Origin of the sequence: Cytobacillus firmus (assembly GCF_023657595.1) — a bacterium.
Taxonomy (GTDB): domain Bacteria; phylum Bacillota; class Bacilli; order Bacillales; family Cytobacillaceae; genus Cytobacillus; species Cytobacillus firmus_B.
Window position 1 is genome coordinate 1,603,043 of sequence record NZ_CP098323.1, and the last position, 15,062, is coordinate 1,618,104.

Consider the following 15,062-nt stretch of genomic DNA (forward strand, 5'->3'; position numbering starts at 1 on the left):
TCCTAAATGGAAGGCTCTTTTGCATATTATCTGATGGCTTTGTGCTCTTCAATAACGCGAAGATACTTGAAATCATAATCCTCAGGTCCCTGAACGGGCAGTCCAGCTTCCATGTTCGTTTTTATATAACGGAGGTTTTCCCCGGTTATGATTTCCCCCGGAATAAAAATAGGTATTCCAGGCGGATAAACCATAATGAATTCAGCAATTATTCTGCCCTCAGACTCGTCGAATGGAACAAGCTCTGTATCAGCATAAAATGCGTCACGAGGTGTAAGCGATAAAACGGGAATATCAGGGAGAAGCACTTGAGTTTCAAGCTTTTCAGTATTCCCTTTGCGCTCACTGGCGAGTTCGGCAAGAGCAGTAACTAAAATATCGGCTTCCCGTTCAGAGTCACCAGGGGTAACAATGCAAAGGATATTATATAAATCAGACATCTCTACTTCAATATTATGATGTTCCCGAAGCCAATTCTCCACATCGAAACCATTCATGCCAAGCTCTTTGACTGAAATAATCAATTTGGTTGGATCGTAGTCATGCGCGGCTTTGGTTTCCAGTATTTCTTCTCCGACACAATAGAGCCGGTCAATCTCATTGATGCGGCGGCGAATGGATTGGGCCAAATCAATTGTCTTTTGAATGAGCTCCTTTCCCTCAGTAGCCAGACGTTTCCTGGCAACATCCAGGGAGGCAAGCAATAAATAGGAAGTGGAAGTTGTTGTCAGCATGCTCAAAATGGATTGAACCCTTTTGGCCGAAACAAGATTTCCTTTCATATTTAAAATTGAACTTTGCGTCATGGACCCGCCCAGTTTGTGGACAGATGTTGCGGCTAAATCAGCACCTGCCTGCATGGCGGATAAGGGCAGCTCATCATGAAAATGAATATGCACACCATGGGCTTCATCCACAAGCACGGGCACATTATAAGAATGTGCAATTTCGACGATTCTCTTCAAATCTGCCGAAACACCGAAATAAGTAGGGTTAATGACTAAAACCCCTTTTGCGTCCGGATGAAGTTCAAGGGCTTTCGATACTGATTCAGTTGTAATCCCATGAGATATGCCCAGGTTTTCATCAATTTCAGGATGTATAAAGATAGGAGTTGCGCCTGAAAAAACAATGGCAGACATGACTGATTTATGAACATTTCTCGGAACAATTATTTTATCCCCGGGACCGCAGACAGCCATAACCATGGTCATGATGGCTCCGCTTGTTCCTTGAACGGAAAAGAATGTCCTGTCCGCTCCAAAGGCCTCAGCTGCAAGGTCCTGGGCTTCTTTAATAATGCCTTTTGGCTGATGGAGATCATCAAGCGGGCCAATATTGATCAAATCAATGGCAAGTGCATTATCTCCAATATAGTCCCTGAATTCCGGATCAATCCCCGCTCCTTTTTTATGGCCGGGTATGTGAAACTGTACGGGATCTTTCTTTGCGTGCGCAAGCAAACCGCTGAATAACGGTGTTTTGTATTGAGACAACTTATTCCCACACCTCTTTAATAATAATATTTCAGAAAGCTCAAGCTGATTTAAAACATTTGCATTATAGCATTATTCAATCCCTTTGCATAGAAAGTTCTATTGTTTTTTCATTCTGTTAAAGCGTGTCTTTTCCGGACATTCGCCTCCACAATTCAGTTTCCGTTTAGTTTTAGAAGTTAACAGGAAATTAAACCACATAAATCGAAATAAAATATTATGAAGAAATGGAGGGTACATAAATGAACTGGAATACACGTGTGACAGAATTACTTAAAATTAAATATCCAATTATACAGGGGGGCCTTGCCCATCTTGCCTATTCAGATCTGGCTGCCGCTGTTTCGAATGCAGGAGGTTTAGGGCAGGTTACCGCAATGTCTCTCAGCAGTCCCGAAAAATTAAGAGACGAGATTCAAAAGGTTAAGAAATTGACAGATAAGCCATTTGGGGTTAATTTTGCTATTGGGCAGCATGGAAGGCCATTCTCTGATTATCTGGATATAGCCATTGAAGAAGAAGTTCCCGTTATTTCTATGACAGGTGGAAATCCTGCACCTATTTTTGATCAATTAAAGGGTGTAAATGTTAAGAAGCTTGTTCTTGTGGCTGCAAAAAGGCAGGCAGTAAAGGCGGAGGAGCTTGGTGCTGATGCAGTAATGGTTGTAGGGCAGGAAGGCGGAGGGCATTTAGGCAGGGATGATATTGGAACCTTCATACTCGTCCCTCAGGTGGCTGATGCTGTTTCTATACCCGTGATTGCCTCAGGAGGAATTGGAGATGGCAGGGGGCTTATGGCAGCATTAAGTCTTGGAGCAGAGGGTATTGAGATGGGGACAAGATTTGTTGCAACAAAGGAATGCGTCCATGCATCTGAATTATATAAAAACCGCTTAGTCGAAGGAACAGAAAATGACACAGTGGTCATTAAGAGAACAATAGGTGCACCTGCAAGGGTGATTGCGAATCCATGGTCGGATAAGATACTGGAAATCGAAAAACAAAATGGCGGCTATGAGCAGTTAAAAGATTATATTAGCGGGAATGCTAATAAGAAATATATATATGAAGGGAAAGATCAGGAAGGGTTTGCATGGGCTGGACAAGTTATGGGGTTAATTAAGGATATCCCCACTGTGGAAGAACTATTCGAGCGGATTATATCAGAAGGTGAAACCATCAGGGGGAAATGGACAAATTAATGTTAAAATGCATCATGAATATCATAAATGAGGTGAAAGGCAATGGAATATCAATACCCGATTGACCAGGATTGGTCAACAGAAGAAATAGTGGATGTTATAAAATATTTTGAAAGCATTGAAATGGCATACGAAAAAGGAATTGAGCGGGAACAATTCATGAATGCATATAGACGCTTCAAGGAAATCGTTCCGGGGAAAGCTCAGGAGAAAAACATCTGCGATGACTTTGAAGAACAAAGCGGCTATTCCTCATACAGAACAGTAAAATTGGCTAAAGAACGTTCAGCCGGGGACAAATTAAAAATGCAGAAATAGACTTTGAAAAAAAACAAAACCTTCAACTTGCTGAAGGTTTTGTTTTTTTTACTGCCAAATCCACGTTCTGAAAACATGTTTATGCCAATTTGTATAGGGGTAATAAATTTCTAAATACAGATTCAGCTTTTTCAATAAACTGATCAGGTGACATGCGTACGGCATCTTCTCGAGAAATATGATAGCCGCAAAGAATTTCCGCTTTCTTAACATTTTGCAGACGCTGAAACATGGATCTCAATTCTTCCTTGTCCATTTGCTCATGCAAAACAGCATCTGGTTTTGTGTGGTCGCCGGACCAGACATAATCATTGGGTATTTCTTTATAAATCTTGTCCAGGCTGTTCTCAAATAACTTGCCTGCAGCCATTTTATCTGGTGCTTCATAGATGATGGCAAACCAGATAAATACATGCGTTTCCCATAATCCAATCTGGAAATGTGGAAGCATTTTATACCCTCTAGGATTGCTTGCAAATGCGACCCAAGTATCATTTGGCGGATTCTTTGTTCTTCTCGCATGTTTGGCAACATGAGGGAACATTTCATCTCCTGACAGGTTCGCGAGGGATGGTGCAAAATGGTGGCTCAATTCTTCTAATTTAGGCCTAATAACAGATTTTAACCTGTCCATTCTTTCATCCAATCCATCTATTTTAAAGACATCAAAATCATCATTTGTGAAACCGGAAAAAGACATAAGCTGACCTCCTGTATGCTTTGTCAAATATTGTAGCATAACCGGGAGCAATCCAAAAATTTAAAGTCCTATAGAATAGGCGAAATAAAGTTTTAGGTTATCGCACAAATTAGTTGCAACTGAGAATTGTCCTTCATATGATAAAAGTAAAAATAGTCAGAAAATTAAACACTTTTGGAAGGGGTGTACTGTCTAATGAAACAACTAATGAATACAGTGAAAAAGAAAAATGGTGATAGGGAAAGAACAGCGGTTTTAAGGCTGGAAATGGACTATGAGCTGGCTACTTTGTTTGATGCCATGTCAGAAAAAAATGAAGACCTTCAAAAACAATCTAAACTAAAGCTGGAAAAAATCAGGCAGGAACTTCTTAGATTAAAAGCACTTTAAGATGAATTGTCGATAAAGGAGAAAAGGCAGAAAAAATGCAAATAAGAAGGAAAAATTAGAAACGAACTCCATGATGCTATGAGGAGTTCGTTTATTATTTTGGTTATTTTCGTAAATTTGTTGCTTAATAATCAAGTTTAATTGCTGAGTTGATTTTCGTTGCAGGCACTTGATTCCTCGAAAATGATGACGCATTTCCTTCGTGCGGTTTTTATTCGAGGAGCTTATTCAATGTCCTGCGGGAGGAGAGGGAAGTGTGAGACCCGCAGACGAAGCCGAGGAAGCTCGCATTCCTCCCCGCGGGTTCGCTGCGTGCCTGCAGCGGAAATCAGCGGGCTGGATTCATAAACAAAACACTATCTTTCAAAATAGAGCCAAATGAACAAATGACGGCTTGTCCTCGGCAAATAATTATTCACCCGGAAATGATAACGCCTACCATTGGAGAGTATATAACTTGAAGAACCTTGCTAATTCATTTAAGCTAGAAATATTTTAATGCTATCACTATGCGGAGGGCTGTCCCATGACAAATTGGAGTGAGATTCATACATATGCCAAAGCCTTGATTAAAGAGGCGGGCGGGAATATTAAAAATTCTTTCAGCAAAACTTTGACCATAACCACCAAGTCAAATGCGAATGATTTAGTGACAGATATAGATCAGGAAACAGAACAATTCTTCATAAAGAAAATTAATGAAAAATACCCTGAGCACCGGATACTTGGTGAAGAAGGTTTTGGTGATAAGCTAAATGACCTGGATGGAATCGTCTGGATTATTGATCCGATTGACGGAACAATGAACTTTGTCCATCAGCAGAGAAACTTTGCCATTTCTGTCGGCATCTATGAAAATGGAAAAGGCAAAATCGGATTAATATATGATGTAGTTCATGACGAGTTATATCATTGCATGAAGGGGCATGGTGTATTCATGAATGATTTGGAACTTCCTCCCTTAAAGGAAACGGATGTGTCAAAAGCCATCATTGGATTGAATGCCACATGGGTTACCGAAAATAGAAGGATTGATCCATCATTGCTGGCTCCACTTGTAAGAAATGCAAGGGGAACACGGTCCTATGGTTCAGCAGCAATGGAAATGGCATATATAGCATCCGGGAGAGTTGATGCATACATAACCATGCGTCTGGCTCCGTGGGATTTCGCTGCTGGTGTGATTATGATTGAAGAATTGGGCGGAATTGCGACAACCGTTAAAGGTGAGGAGCTGAACTACCTTGAAAACAATTCTGTTTTTGTCTCTAAGCCAGGGCTGCATCAGCAAATTATGAAAGAATACTTAAAAAATGGCAATTGGTAACATATCAAGCAGCAAGTTCACAGAGGAAGACCAGGCCTTTTTTTTAGAAGTCATTAAGGACAGCACTGATTGGGAAGAAGAAGAAAAATGCGGGAATAACCTGTGCAATTATATGGCCAGGCATCAGGAATTGAATGGAGAGTGGAAGATTTGGCGTATTAACGGAGAACGAACAGCCGTTACTTTCCATGTGAATTTATCCCCTTCTAACCGGAAGCCGTGGCTCGGTACGATCCTTGTTAAAAAAGATATGCGAAGAAAAGGAATCGGAACAGCGGTTATCGAACTGTTGGCCGCTGAATTAAAGAAAAAAGGCGAAAAGTCTTTCTTTGCGGGTGTCCCTGAAAATCGGACCAAATGGATTTACTTTTTATCTGATGCCGGATTTGAGCAGTTTAAGTCGGAGACTTCCGACGATGGCCGGGAATTTTTAATAATGGTCTGTCCATTAATATGAAAAAAAGCTGCAGCCAATCGCTGCAGTTTTTCATTATAACAAACCTTCTTCTCTCATTTTCTTCTTAGTCTTAAAACCATATCCCATCACAAATATTAAAGCGATGATGGACAGGATAATCCCAAAAATGCTTCTTTCAGCCACCGCAACGCCAATACCCATCATGCATATAGCTGCTCCAATCGCAAAGGCTAATAAAGGCCACTTGATATTCTTCATAATTTCACTCCCAAGAGGATTAATTTAGTTAAATACTGGTGAAAAATATGTAGAGAATATACTGCCCGGCAGTATAATTTATCAGAAATATATCCTTCTCTACATTATTTTACACAAAAAGTTTTTAGGTTTCTATAGTAATTGTGATATAATGTATCAGTTGTGAAAAATGTTGAAAAATGAATTTGATTCAGTTTTGATAAATAGGAGGAAATCTTTTGAAATTAAGAGAAGATATTCGAAATATTGCGATTATAGCCCACGTTGACCATGGTAAAACAACATTGGTTGACGAGCTTTTAAAACAGTCCGGAACTTTCCGTTCAAATGAGCACGTGGAAGAGCGTGCGATGGATTCAAACGATCTGGAAAGAGAACGCGGTATTACGATTTTAGCTAAAAACACTGCAGTTAAATATAAAGATACAAGAATCAACATTCTGGATACACCAGGACATGCCGATTTCGGCGGAGAAGTTGAACGGATCATGAAAATGGTTGACGGCGTATTATTAGTTGTCGATGCATATGAAGGATGTATGCCGCAGACGCGTTTTGTTCTTAAAAAGGCTTTGGAACAAAAACTTACGCCAATCGTTGTTGTAAATAAAATTGACAAACCATCTGCCCGTCCAACAGAAGTTGTTGACGAGGTAATCGATTTGTTCATTGAACTGGGTGCAGATGAAGATCAGCTTGAATTCCCGGTTATTTATGCATCCGCTATTTCGGGAACTTCAAGTGTTACCCCTGACAAGCAGGATGATGACATGCATTCTCTTTATGAAGCAATCATTGAACATATTCCTGGACCGGCTGATAATCGTGAAGAGCCGCTTCAATTCCAGGTGGCACTTCTTGATTACAATGATTATGTGGGGAGAATTGGAATTGGCCGGGTATTCCGGGGGACAATCAAGGTCGGACAGCAGGTTGCTTTAATGAAACTTGATGGCTCTGTTAAGCAATTCCGGGTTACAAAGATCTTTGGTTTCTTCGGACTGAAGCGTGAAGAGATCCAGGAAGCTTATCCTGGAGACCTTATTGCCGTTTCTGGAATGGAAGACATTAACGTCGGGGAAACTGTGTGCCCTGTCGAGCATCAGGAAGCACTTCCTGTTCTAAGGATTGATGAACCAACTCTGCAAATGACTTTCCTTGTTAACAACAGTCCATTCGCGGGAAGAGAAGGCAAATATATTACTTCAAGAAAAGTTGAAGAAAGACTTCGTGCACAGCTTGAGACGGACGTAAGTCTTCGTGTTGAAAATACAGATTCACCTGACGCCTGGGTTGTATCCGGACGTGGGGAATTGCATTTATCGATCCTGATTGAAAATATGCGCCGTGAAGGTTTTGAACTGCAGGTTTCTAAGCCTGAAGTAATTATTAGAGAAATTGACGGTGTTCGCTGTGAACCGGTAGAGCGTGTTCAAATCGATGTGCCGGAAGATAATACTGGCTCAATTATTGAATCTATGGGTACCCGTAAAGGTGAAATGCTTGATATGGTCAATAACGGCAATGGTCAAGTAAGACTGACATTCAATGTCCCTGCCCGCGGACTGATTGGCTACTCCACCGAATTTATGACGCTAACCCGTGGCTATGGTATTATCAACCACACATTTGACAGCTACCAGCCTGAAATTAAAGGTCAAATCGGCGGACGCAGCAAAGGTGTCCTAGTGTCTATGGAAAGCGGCAAGTCATCCACATACGGAATTATGCAAGTTGAGGACCGAGGAACAATTTTCGTTGAGCCGGGTACTGAAATCTATGAAGGCATGATTGTAGGAGAGCATACTCGTGAAAATGATCTTACAGTCAACATCACTAAAGTGAAGCATGCGACGAACATCCGTTCTGCTAATAAGGATCAGACGAATGTAATTAAAAAGCCGCGTATTATGACACTAGAAGAAGCTCTGGAATACTTGAATGATGATGAGCTGCTTGAAGTAACACCTGAGTCAATCAGACTGAGAAAGAAACTTCTTGATAAGAATGAAAGAGAAAGAATGGCCAAGAAGAAGAAATACGCTGAAACTAACTAAGACTAAGAAGGGGGAGGAGATAAGGATATGGATGTATCACAGCGCCTGTCTTTTTTTGCTGCTTTGTTCAAAGTCGATGAGAATCCCACAACTGGAATGTGGCTTCTTTATATAACAATTGTTCTGCTGTCAATATTGGTATTTAAATTAGGGTTTGCCAAGAAACTCCCAATTTTAAAATCAGCTATGATATACACTTTCTTGATTTTAGGCTGTACGATGCTGACATTTCTTGGAGTATTCCTTCCTGTAGCAGAAGGTCTTGTTGTGGCTGCATTAATCTTAATCATTTACAAAATCCGCCTTAACCAGGAAAAGAAGGAACAGGCAAAGGCGGAATAACAGGGAGATGCTGGGATGAAGTCTTTGCAGGATTCACTGTATAACTGGCTGACGATAAAAATTGTCTGTGAGGATCGTCCGGATGACACAGCAGCAGCAGACACTGAAAGAATGTTCTTTGAGATTCTGTCGGAAGAGCATAATATTTCCGATATTCACTTTGAAAAAGATGATGTAATGTATTATGTGCAATACACAAAGGGGGAAGAACGGAATAAGAGCCGTTTTCCCTGTGAATTGATAGAAGTAATGCTTAAACAGATTCAAAGTGAACCTGAAAAATATGTAAATTATCCGGAGGATTAAAAGAAGCCGCCCCAGACAAAATGTTTGGGGCGGCTTTTTTGCTGTTCATGGAATGGTGTGCAGTTCACCATTCTTCCTCCTGAACTTTGCTCCGATATAGCTTAAAGTTTCCAGTATCAGCTCTTTTTTGTGTTTTTTCTGTAATTCTTGTTTCGCATGGTCTGCACATATATGTGTGAATCGGGCGGTTGCGAAGGCGTTTAGCCTGTAAGGACTCGTTTTCAATGGATTCAATCTTATCACATAGTACACATTTTACTCGCATGGGACACCTCATATTGTTTTGCTGTTTTCCTAAAGTTTGTTGCTTTTCAATAACTTATTTCACTGAGTTGATTTTCGCTGTGGGCACTTGATCCTCGAAAATGCTGACGCATTTCCTTCGTAAGGTGTTTATCCGAGGAAGCTTATTCAATGTCCTGCGGTAGGAGAGGGAAGTGTGAGACCCCGCAGTCGATGACGAGGAGGATCGCATTCCTCCCCGCAGGTCGATGCGTGCCTGGAGCGAAAATCAACGGGCAGAATTCATAAACATAAACAACAATCTTTGAAAAAGAGCCTATTGTTTTAACTGTTGTTATTACCATTATAGTACAAGTTAAGGTTTGATTCGAATGCTTTGCGGCAAATTAATTTTTTTTTAGGGTCATCCCGTATCGGGTTTTATATGTTAGTTTATATTAGTATAGAAAGCGCTGCAGGTTAAATCAAACTTGAAGAAGAAATGTTATAAGTTGAAAGAAAAGCGTTATCATACTATGATGAAATTAATAAAGGAGGGAAAAGAATGGCAAATCAGGTAGAACCGAAATTAATCAAACCATTATATGACGAATTGCAAAAGGAACGTTTCGTCACACTTGCCACTATTGACTTTGAAACTGGCGGACCAAATGTCAATGCGATTTCATGGATACTGGCAAAAGATGATGAAACATTATATTTTGCAGTTGATAACCGTTCGAGAATTGTTCAAAACATTAATAGCAATAACAAAGTTGTTCTGAATATTATCGCGAATGAATCTACATACTCCATCGCAGGTGAAGCATCGCTTAAGGCTGAAAAGATGGAAGGCGTACCTTTAAAGCTCGCGCTTATGTCCATCACTGTGAAGGAAGTCCGTGATGTCATGTTTTACGGCTCTAAAATCACTGTCGAACCTCAATATGACAAAACATACGATAAAGACGCAGCAGCCCGTTTGGACAAACAGGTAATGGAGGCAATGAAAAAAGCTTAGTTCCCCAGGGAACTAAGCTTTTGTTGTTCTTACAGCATTTTTACCGCTAAATAATAAATCCATCGGTGGTGACACTTTTACTTATAATAGTTCGAATGTTTTTCCTGTTTATCTTCAAGCTGTTTTTCCTGATCATTGTTGAGTTTTTTCTTTGGATCTTCGGTTGCGTTTTTCTCGTTTTCCTTTTTAGGATCAACCAGGTCGGCTGGGACTTCAGGCATTAGCCGGCCAGCGATATCTGCCAGTTCATTCATGATTCCCTGCAGGGGCTCTCCGTTTTGAATGTCAGCGGCTATTTCCCGAAGCCTGGCGTTAATATCCGGATCAGCCACTACAATCGCTCTTGCACCATGAGGATCATTTTTAAGAGTTTCTGCAACTGAATATTTGATTGATCCGACCTCAGAACGGTCGAGATTTTTATTTACATCTACCCCAACTACTGCAAAGCGTCCAAGTACAACTGCTGTTGCATCATTGACATTGGGAACTCGGACAGCCAAATTGACAAGATGCCTGGAAACTTGCTGTCCAGTCTCCCTGTCAACTTCCTGTATTGTACTATTTTTAACATTTACGGTGTTGATATTTTTCTGTTCCTGATGGTCTTGGGCCTGATTGTTGTTCATGCCGCACCCTGTTAATAGTAATCCTGTCATCCATAACAGCAGCCATTTATTCATATTTGACACCTCCGGGACATCAAAATTTCCTGAAAATGAAAGCTTGAATTTTTCAGGTTCAGGAATATTGAGGATTGTTTAATGTTATTGTGCAAAATTTCTTCTATCTTTATTCGGCATTACATATATTTTTACCAAGATAGATTTGTCCACTTCATAAGAAAGCCTTTCTTCCTAATTAATCAACATCTTTCGAAGGCTGAATAATATAAAACAACAGGATTATAATCCATCAGGAATGAAGGTGATCTTTTTCATGAAACTGCAAATCTGCATGCAGGGGACCTCGCTTTTGTAATTTGCTTTATCAAGACACAAGAGGAGCAGGAGGCATCATATTGAGTAAAATTTACGTATTAGATACCAATGTCTTGTTGCAGGATCCTAATTCCATATTTTCATTTGAAGATAATGAAGTAGTTATTCCGGCTGTAGTTCTGGAAGAGGTTGATTCTAAGAAAAGGTATATGGATGAAATTGGGAGGAACGCAAGGCAAGTATCCCGGCTGATTGACAGCATGAGGGAGACGGGTAAGCTCCATGAGAAAATACCTCTTGAAAATGGCGGAAGCCTGCGAATTGAGTTAAATCATAGATCATTTCATGAACTTCAGGAGATCTTTGTAGAAAAAACGAATGATAATCGGATTTTGGCAGTTGCAAAAAACTTATCCTTGGAGGAAGAGACAAAAGAAAATGGACGAACGGTAATTCTGGTAAGCAAAGATGCCCTTGTCAGAGTTAAAGCGGATGCTATCGGGCTAATTTCAGAGGATTTCTTAAGTGATCGTGTAGTTGAAAATGATCATTTATATCCCGGGTTTCTGGAGGTATATATAGGTCTCGATATTATGAACCGTTTCTATGAAAAAGGAGAACTGCCGCTATCTGAAATAGCAAATCATCCTTTCTATCCGAATCAGTTTCTGGTGATGAAAGATGCGCTTGGTTCATCTTCGTCTGCACTTGGTATTGTGGACAAAAGTGGAAAGAAAGTGAAAAAACTCATTTTTGATCATGACCATATATGGGGGATCAAGCCCAGGAACGTGCAGCAGACAATGGCTCTTGAGCTGTTGCTGAGAAACGACCTGCCGCTTGTTACGCTTATCGGCAAGGCGGGTACTGGAAAAACTCTTTTGGCGCTGGCATCCGGCTTAATGCAGACAGAAGATTATGGCCAGTACAAAAAATTGCTTGTCGCCCGCCCCATTGTGCCTGTAGGCAAGGATTTGGGATTTCTTCCGGGTGAAAAAGAGGAAAAGTTAAGACCGTGGATGCAGCCGATTTTCGATAATCTGGAGTACCTGTTTAATGTCAAAAAGCCAGGTGAATTGGACGCCATATTGGCAGGGATGGGCTCGATTGAGGTGGAGGCCCTGACATATATCAGAGGCAGAAGCATACCGGATCAATTCATTATTATTGATGAAGCTCAGAACCTGACGAAGCATGAAGTAAAAACCATATTAACCAGGGTAGGGGAAGGGAGTAAAATTGTACTGATGGGAGATCCCGAGCAGATTGACCATCCCTACCTGGATGCTTATAACAACGGTCTCACCTATGTCGTGGAACGATTTAAAGATCAGGTTATCTCAGGTCATGTCAAACTTGTTAAAGGTGAGAGATCTGGCTTGGCCCAGCTTGCTGCTGATCTGTTATAGCCTGCATGACAGAGTTTGTGAATTCTGAGGTTTTCATGCCGGGGAAGAGACTGCGAAGAAAAAGGGCGATGCAAATCGCCCTCTCCGGTCATTCCACTCTGAATGCTTTCACTCTTTTTATGGGGGAATTATAGTTGCTGCCATCCCCAAGATAGGCATGAACTGGCCCATCCTCTTTTAACGGTTTTCCATCCTTTGAGAACCCCAATATTAATTCCTCGGCTTCAGATAGTGTCAAACTGGTTTCACCATCTTCACTCTCAATAACAACGATTTCTGCGCTCTCATCCGGCTCTGCATTCATTAGGAATGGTTTAAAAGGTATACCGAATGTGCCTGTCAGGACCTTTTCTTTTTCAAATTTCTTTTCTGTTTTAAGTGTTGGAGGAAAAACTGCGCCTTCCATGATTTCTCTATCCCAATGCTTTGAGACTGCTTTAGTATATTCCTCAAGTTCGTTTTTTCTGATATTTTCATGCATAAAGTATGTTGTCAAATCCACCCTTCGGTCATCAAATATCCAGACTCCCGGATCTAAGGTGATTTGATATTTTACGTTTCCTTTGAAAGCAATAATATTTTCCATATTGAACCTCCTGGCAGCAGCTTTTATTCTAAATATATGTATGATTTAAGTATACAGATTTTTAAGGCGCTTGTCATACAGGCCCAAGTGCTATTTGGTTAAAGTCGCTAATGAACAGAACGAATTAATGATTGGTGACATGCCTTATTAGTGGGTTATGAATTGATGCCGGAATCATTTCTCTATCGAATCCCTTATTATCCTTGCTTTTTTCCATGCTTAAGTATAAAATTTATAGATAGGATAATCGCTCGGAAATGGAGGGATTGAAAGTTGGCTTCTGACATGATTATTGATCACAAAGAAAAAGCAAATGCCCTTTTAAAGGCAGATGCTGCTAAAATATTAAAGTTAATAAAGGTGCAAATGGATAATCTAACCATGCCTCAATGCCCTCTATATGAGGAAGTACTTGATACCCAGATGTTTGGCTTATCCAGAGAAATAGATTTTGCTGTCCGTCTCGGATTAATTGAAGAGACTGAAGGCAAGGCTATTTTAGAAGAATTGGAAAGGGAGCTGTCCATGCTCCACGAAGCTTCAGTAAAAAAATAAAAATAAAAAACTCAAACATCTTCCAAAGATTGTTTGAGTTTTTTTATAACCGTATTATTATGTAATGGGTATTAGTATATCCAAAAGAAAAGAATAATCAATATTGTATAACTTAATTTAAAAATAGTATAACATAATTATAGAATTATTTTCTTTGCTGTGTTACATTTAAATTAACTTTTCTTTTCTTCAAAGCAGGATATTTAATACTATAGTAGAATAAGTAATAAACTTAGAAGATAAGGGAAGAGGGCTGGATGTTAAAAAAAATATTAAAATCATATGATTATACCCTGATAATAGCTGTAGCCCTGTTAGCTGTTTTTGGACTCATTATGGTTTTCAGTGCAAGTATGGTTACAGCTGTGCAGATTTATGATCAGGATAGCGACTTTTTCTACAATAAACAAAAGCTTAATTTAATTATCTCAGGCATTGTTTTCGTTTTTGTCGCTCTATTTCCATACAAAGCTATGCAAAGCAACAAATTTCTTGTTCCGATGGTGTTTCTTTCGTTATTCGGCCTGATTGCGTTATTTATCTTTGGAAAAGTAGCGGGCGGAGCTATGAGCTGGTTTGAGATCGGCAAGAGAAGCCTTCAGCCTGCAGAGTTTGTCAAGCTTTCAGTCATTATATATTTGGCTGCTGTCTATGCAAAGAAGCAACCCTATATTAATGAATTTAACAAAGGAGTTCTCCCCCCGCTTGCTTATCTTATTCTTGCCGTAATCTTGGTTGCTGTTCAGCCAGATTTTGGTTCGGCCATGATTATATTGCTTGTGGCTGGAGCTGTGATCTTTACTTCAGGCATGAATTTTAAGAACATATTTAAATTGGGGCTTTTCGGTGTATTGCTGGCTTCTCCTTTTATCCTTCTATTAAAAGATAAGATATTTGCGCCTTATCGATTGGGGAGGGTAGAAGCATTTAGAGATCCCTTTGGATCGGAGTTCGGATATCAGCTTTCGAATTCCTATATTGCCCTCGGTGCAGGCGGGTTAAAAGGGCTGGGCCTTGGTGAGAGTATACAAAAACTTGGGTATCTTCCTGAAGCCCATACAGACTTCATTATGGCTGTAATTGCTGAGGAACTCGGGGCATTCGGAGTAGGTTTTGTCATTTTGCTTCTCGGGTACATTGTACTGAGGGGAATCTTTATCAGTTTAAAGTGTAAAGATGCTTTTGGCAGCTTGCTTGCTATCGGGATTTCCGCCATGATAGGAATTCAGGCGTTCATTAACCTTGCGGGAATTTCGGGTGTTATGCCGCTCACTGGTGTTACACTTCCTTTTATAAGCTATGGAGGGTCATCCCTGCTTCAGCTTTCGATTGCAATGGGAATTCTAGTGAATGTCTCTATGTTCGTCAATTATGAAAAGAAATATAAAAATAAACATGAAGAGACAAATCCGGAATCCATTGAGATGGCTTCCGAAAAAACATTTTCTATTCATAAATAAGCACAGTTAAATTCACAGTGCTTTATTTATATATCAATCAGCTAATGCTGATTA

General features: G+C 40.2%; 18 protein-coding genes. 12 read left to right on the forward strand and 6 right to left on the reverse strand.

The features are described from left to right. Window positions 1–26: 26 nt before the first annotated feature. Window positions 27–1,496, reverse strand: coding sequence for an aminotransferase class I/II-fold pyridoxal phosphate-dependent enzyme (locus tag NAF01_RS08360; protein WP_048010628.1), 1,470 nt, complete (start codon window positions 1,494–1,496; stop codon window positions 27–29). 242 nt (window positions 1,497–1,738) lie between these two features. On the opposite strand from NAF01_RS08360, the gene NAF01_RS08365 reads away from it, so the two are divergent. Together NAF01_RS08365 and NAF01_RS08370 are read left to right on the forward strand one after the other, a co-directional pair. Continuing rightward, the gene (locus NAF01_RS08365) at window positions 1,739–2,698 is read left to right on the forward strand and encodes an NAD(P)H-dependent flavin oxidoreductase (RefSeq protein ID WP_048010627.1); all 960 of its coding nucleotides are present in this window, start codon (window positions 1,739–1,741) and stop codon (window positions 2,696–2,698) included. Between the two features lie 42 nt (window positions 2,699–2,740). Next, entirely contained in the window at window positions 2,741–3,016 is a 276-nt protein-coding gene (locus NAF01_RS08370) for a UPF0223 family protein (protein WP_048010626.1), read from the forward strand. 79 nt (window positions 3,017–3,095) lie between these two features. Here NAF01_RS08370 and NAF01_RS08375 read toward each other — a convergent pair whose 3' ends face one another. After that, on the reverse strand, window positions 3,096–3,716 hold the full coding sequence (locus NAF01_RS08375) for a YktB family protein (protein ID WP_048010625.1): 621 nt from the start codon (window positions 3,714–3,716) through the stop codon (window positions 3,096–3,098). 195 nt (window positions 3,717–3,911) lie between these two features. On the opposite strand from NAF01_RS08375, the gene NAF01_RS08380 reads away from it, so the two are divergent. The 3 genes from NAF01_RS08380 to NAF01_RS08390 all read left to right on the forward strand — a co-directional run bounded on the left by NAF01_RS08380 (window position 3,912) and on the right by NAF01_RS08390 (window position 5,890). Next, the gene (locus NAF01_RS08380; protein ID WP_035328635.1) at window positions 3,912–4,106 is read left to right on the forward strand and encodes a hypothetical protein; all 195 of its coding nucleotides are present in this window, start codon (window positions 3,912–3,914) and stop codon (window positions 4,104–4,106) included. A gap of 526 nt (window positions 4,107–4,632) precedes the next feature. Continuing rightward, entirely contained in the window at window positions 4,633–5,433 is an 801-nt protein-coding gene (locus NAF01_RS08385) for an inositol monophosphatase family protein (protein WP_048010624.1), read from the forward strand. After that, window positions 5,420–5,890 (forward strand): GNAT family N-acetyltransferase, encoded by a 471-nt coding sequence (locus NAF01_RS08390; RefSeq protein WP_048010623.1) that lies wholly within the window; start codon window positions 5,420–5,422, stop codon window positions 5,888–5,890. Before NAF01_RS08385 ends, NAF01_RS08390 begins: the two co-directional genes overlap by 14 nt. Before the next feature lie 33 nt (window positions 5,891–5,923). Here the strand turns inward: NAF01_RS08390 and NAF01_RS08395 are convergent, their stop codons facing one another. Continuing rightward, on the reverse strand, window positions 5,924–6,109 hold the full coding sequence (locus NAF01_RS08395) for a YlaF family protein (RefSeq protein ID WP_048010622.1): 186 nt from the start codon (window positions 6,107–6,109) through the stop codon (window positions 5,924–5,926). Between the two features lie 218 nt (window positions 6,110–6,327). Here NAF01_RS08395 and typA point away from each other — a divergent pair, with 218 nt between their 5' ends. From typA to NAF01_RS08410, 3 genes are read left to right on the forward strand one after another with little or no spacing between them, the layout of a single operon-like run. After that, window positions 6,328–8,166, forward strand: a complete 1,839-nt coding sequence (gene typA / locus NAF01_RS08400) for a translational GTPase TypA (protein WP_035328642.1) — start codon at window positions 6,328–6,330, stop codon at window positions 8,164–8,166. A gap of 27 nt (window positions 8,167–8,193) precedes the next feature. Continuing rightward, on the forward strand, window positions 8,194–8,508 hold the full coding sequence (locus tag NAF01_RS08405) for a YlaH-like family protein (RefSeq protein ID WP_035328645.1): 315 nt from the start codon (window positions 8,194–8,196) through the stop codon (window positions 8,506–8,508). Between the two features lie 15 nt (window positions 8,509–8,523). Then, a complete protein-coding gene (locus NAF01_RS08410; RefSeq protein ID WP_048010621.1) occupies window positions 8,524–8,814 on the forward strand; it encodes a hypothetical protein in 291 nt (96 codons plus the stop codon). Window positions 8,815–8,878: 64 nt separating this feature from the next. Here NAF01_RS08410 and NAF01_RS08415 read toward each other — a convergent pair whose 3' ends face one another. After that, window positions 8,879–9,079, reverse strand: a complete 201-nt coding sequence (locus NAF01_RS08415) for a YlaI family protein (RefSeq protein ID WP_035328651.1) — start codon at window positions 9,077–9,079, stop codon at window positions 8,879–8,881. 522 nt (window positions 9,080–9,601) lie between these two features. On the opposite strand from NAF01_RS08415, the gene NAF01_RS08420 reads away from it, so the two are divergent. Then, window positions 9,602–10,057 (forward strand): pyridoxamine 5'-phosphate oxidase family protein, encoded by a 456-nt coding sequence (locus tag NAF01_RS08420; protein ID WP_197207464.1) that lies wholly within the window; start codon window positions 9,602–9,604, stop codon window positions 10,055–10,057. Window positions 10,058–10,134: 77 nt separating this feature from the next. Here NAF01_RS08420 and NAF01_RS08425 read toward each other — a convergent pair whose 3' ends face one another. Next, window positions 10,135–10,740, reverse strand: a complete 606-nt coding sequence (locus NAF01_RS08425) for a YhcN/YlaJ family sporulation lipoprotein (RefSeq protein WP_197214779.1) — start codon at window positions 10,738–10,740, stop codon at window positions 10,135–10,137. Between the two features lie 335 nt (window positions 10,741–11,075). On the opposite strand from NAF01_RS08425, the gene NAF01_RS08430 reads away from it, so the two are divergent. Next, window positions 11,076–12,407 (forward strand): PhoH family protein, encoded by a 1,332-nt coding sequence (locus tag NAF01_RS08430; RefSeq protein ID WP_175609154.1) that lies wholly within the window; start codon window positions 11,076–11,078, stop codon window positions 12,405–12,407. An 88-nt stretch (window positions 12,408–12,495) separates the two neighbouring features. On the opposite strand, the gene NAF01_RS08435 is transcribed toward NAF01_RS08430, so the two are convergent. After that, window positions 12,496–12,993 carry a molybdopterin-binding protein gene (locus tag NAF01_RS08435; RefSeq protein WP_197245635.1) on the reverse strand — a complete coding sequence of 166 codons (498 nt, stop codon included), beginning with the start codon at window positions 12,991–12,993 and terminating at the stop codon, window positions 12,496–12,498. A gap of 273 nt (window positions 12,994–13,266) precedes the next feature. On the opposite strand from NAF01_RS08435, the gene NAF01_RS08440 reads away from it, so the two are divergent. Together NAF01_RS08440 and NAF01_RS08445 are read left to right on the forward strand one after the other, a co-directional pair. Continuing rightward, on the forward strand, window positions 13,267–13,548 hold the full coding sequence (locus tag NAF01_RS08440) for an Fpa/YlaN family protein (RefSeq protein ID WP_048010616.1): 282 nt from the start codon (window positions 13,267–13,269) through the stop codon (window positions 13,546–13,548). A 257-nt stretch (window positions 13,549–13,805) separates the two neighbouring features. Continuing rightward, complete coding sequence (locus NAF01_RS08445) at window positions 13,806–15,008, forward strand: FtsW/RodA/SpoVE family cell cycle protein (protein ID WP_197245637.1); 1,203 nt, start codon at window positions 13,806–13,808, stop codon at window positions 15,006–15,008. The last annotated feature ends 54 nt before the right edge of the window (window positions 15,009–15,062 follow it).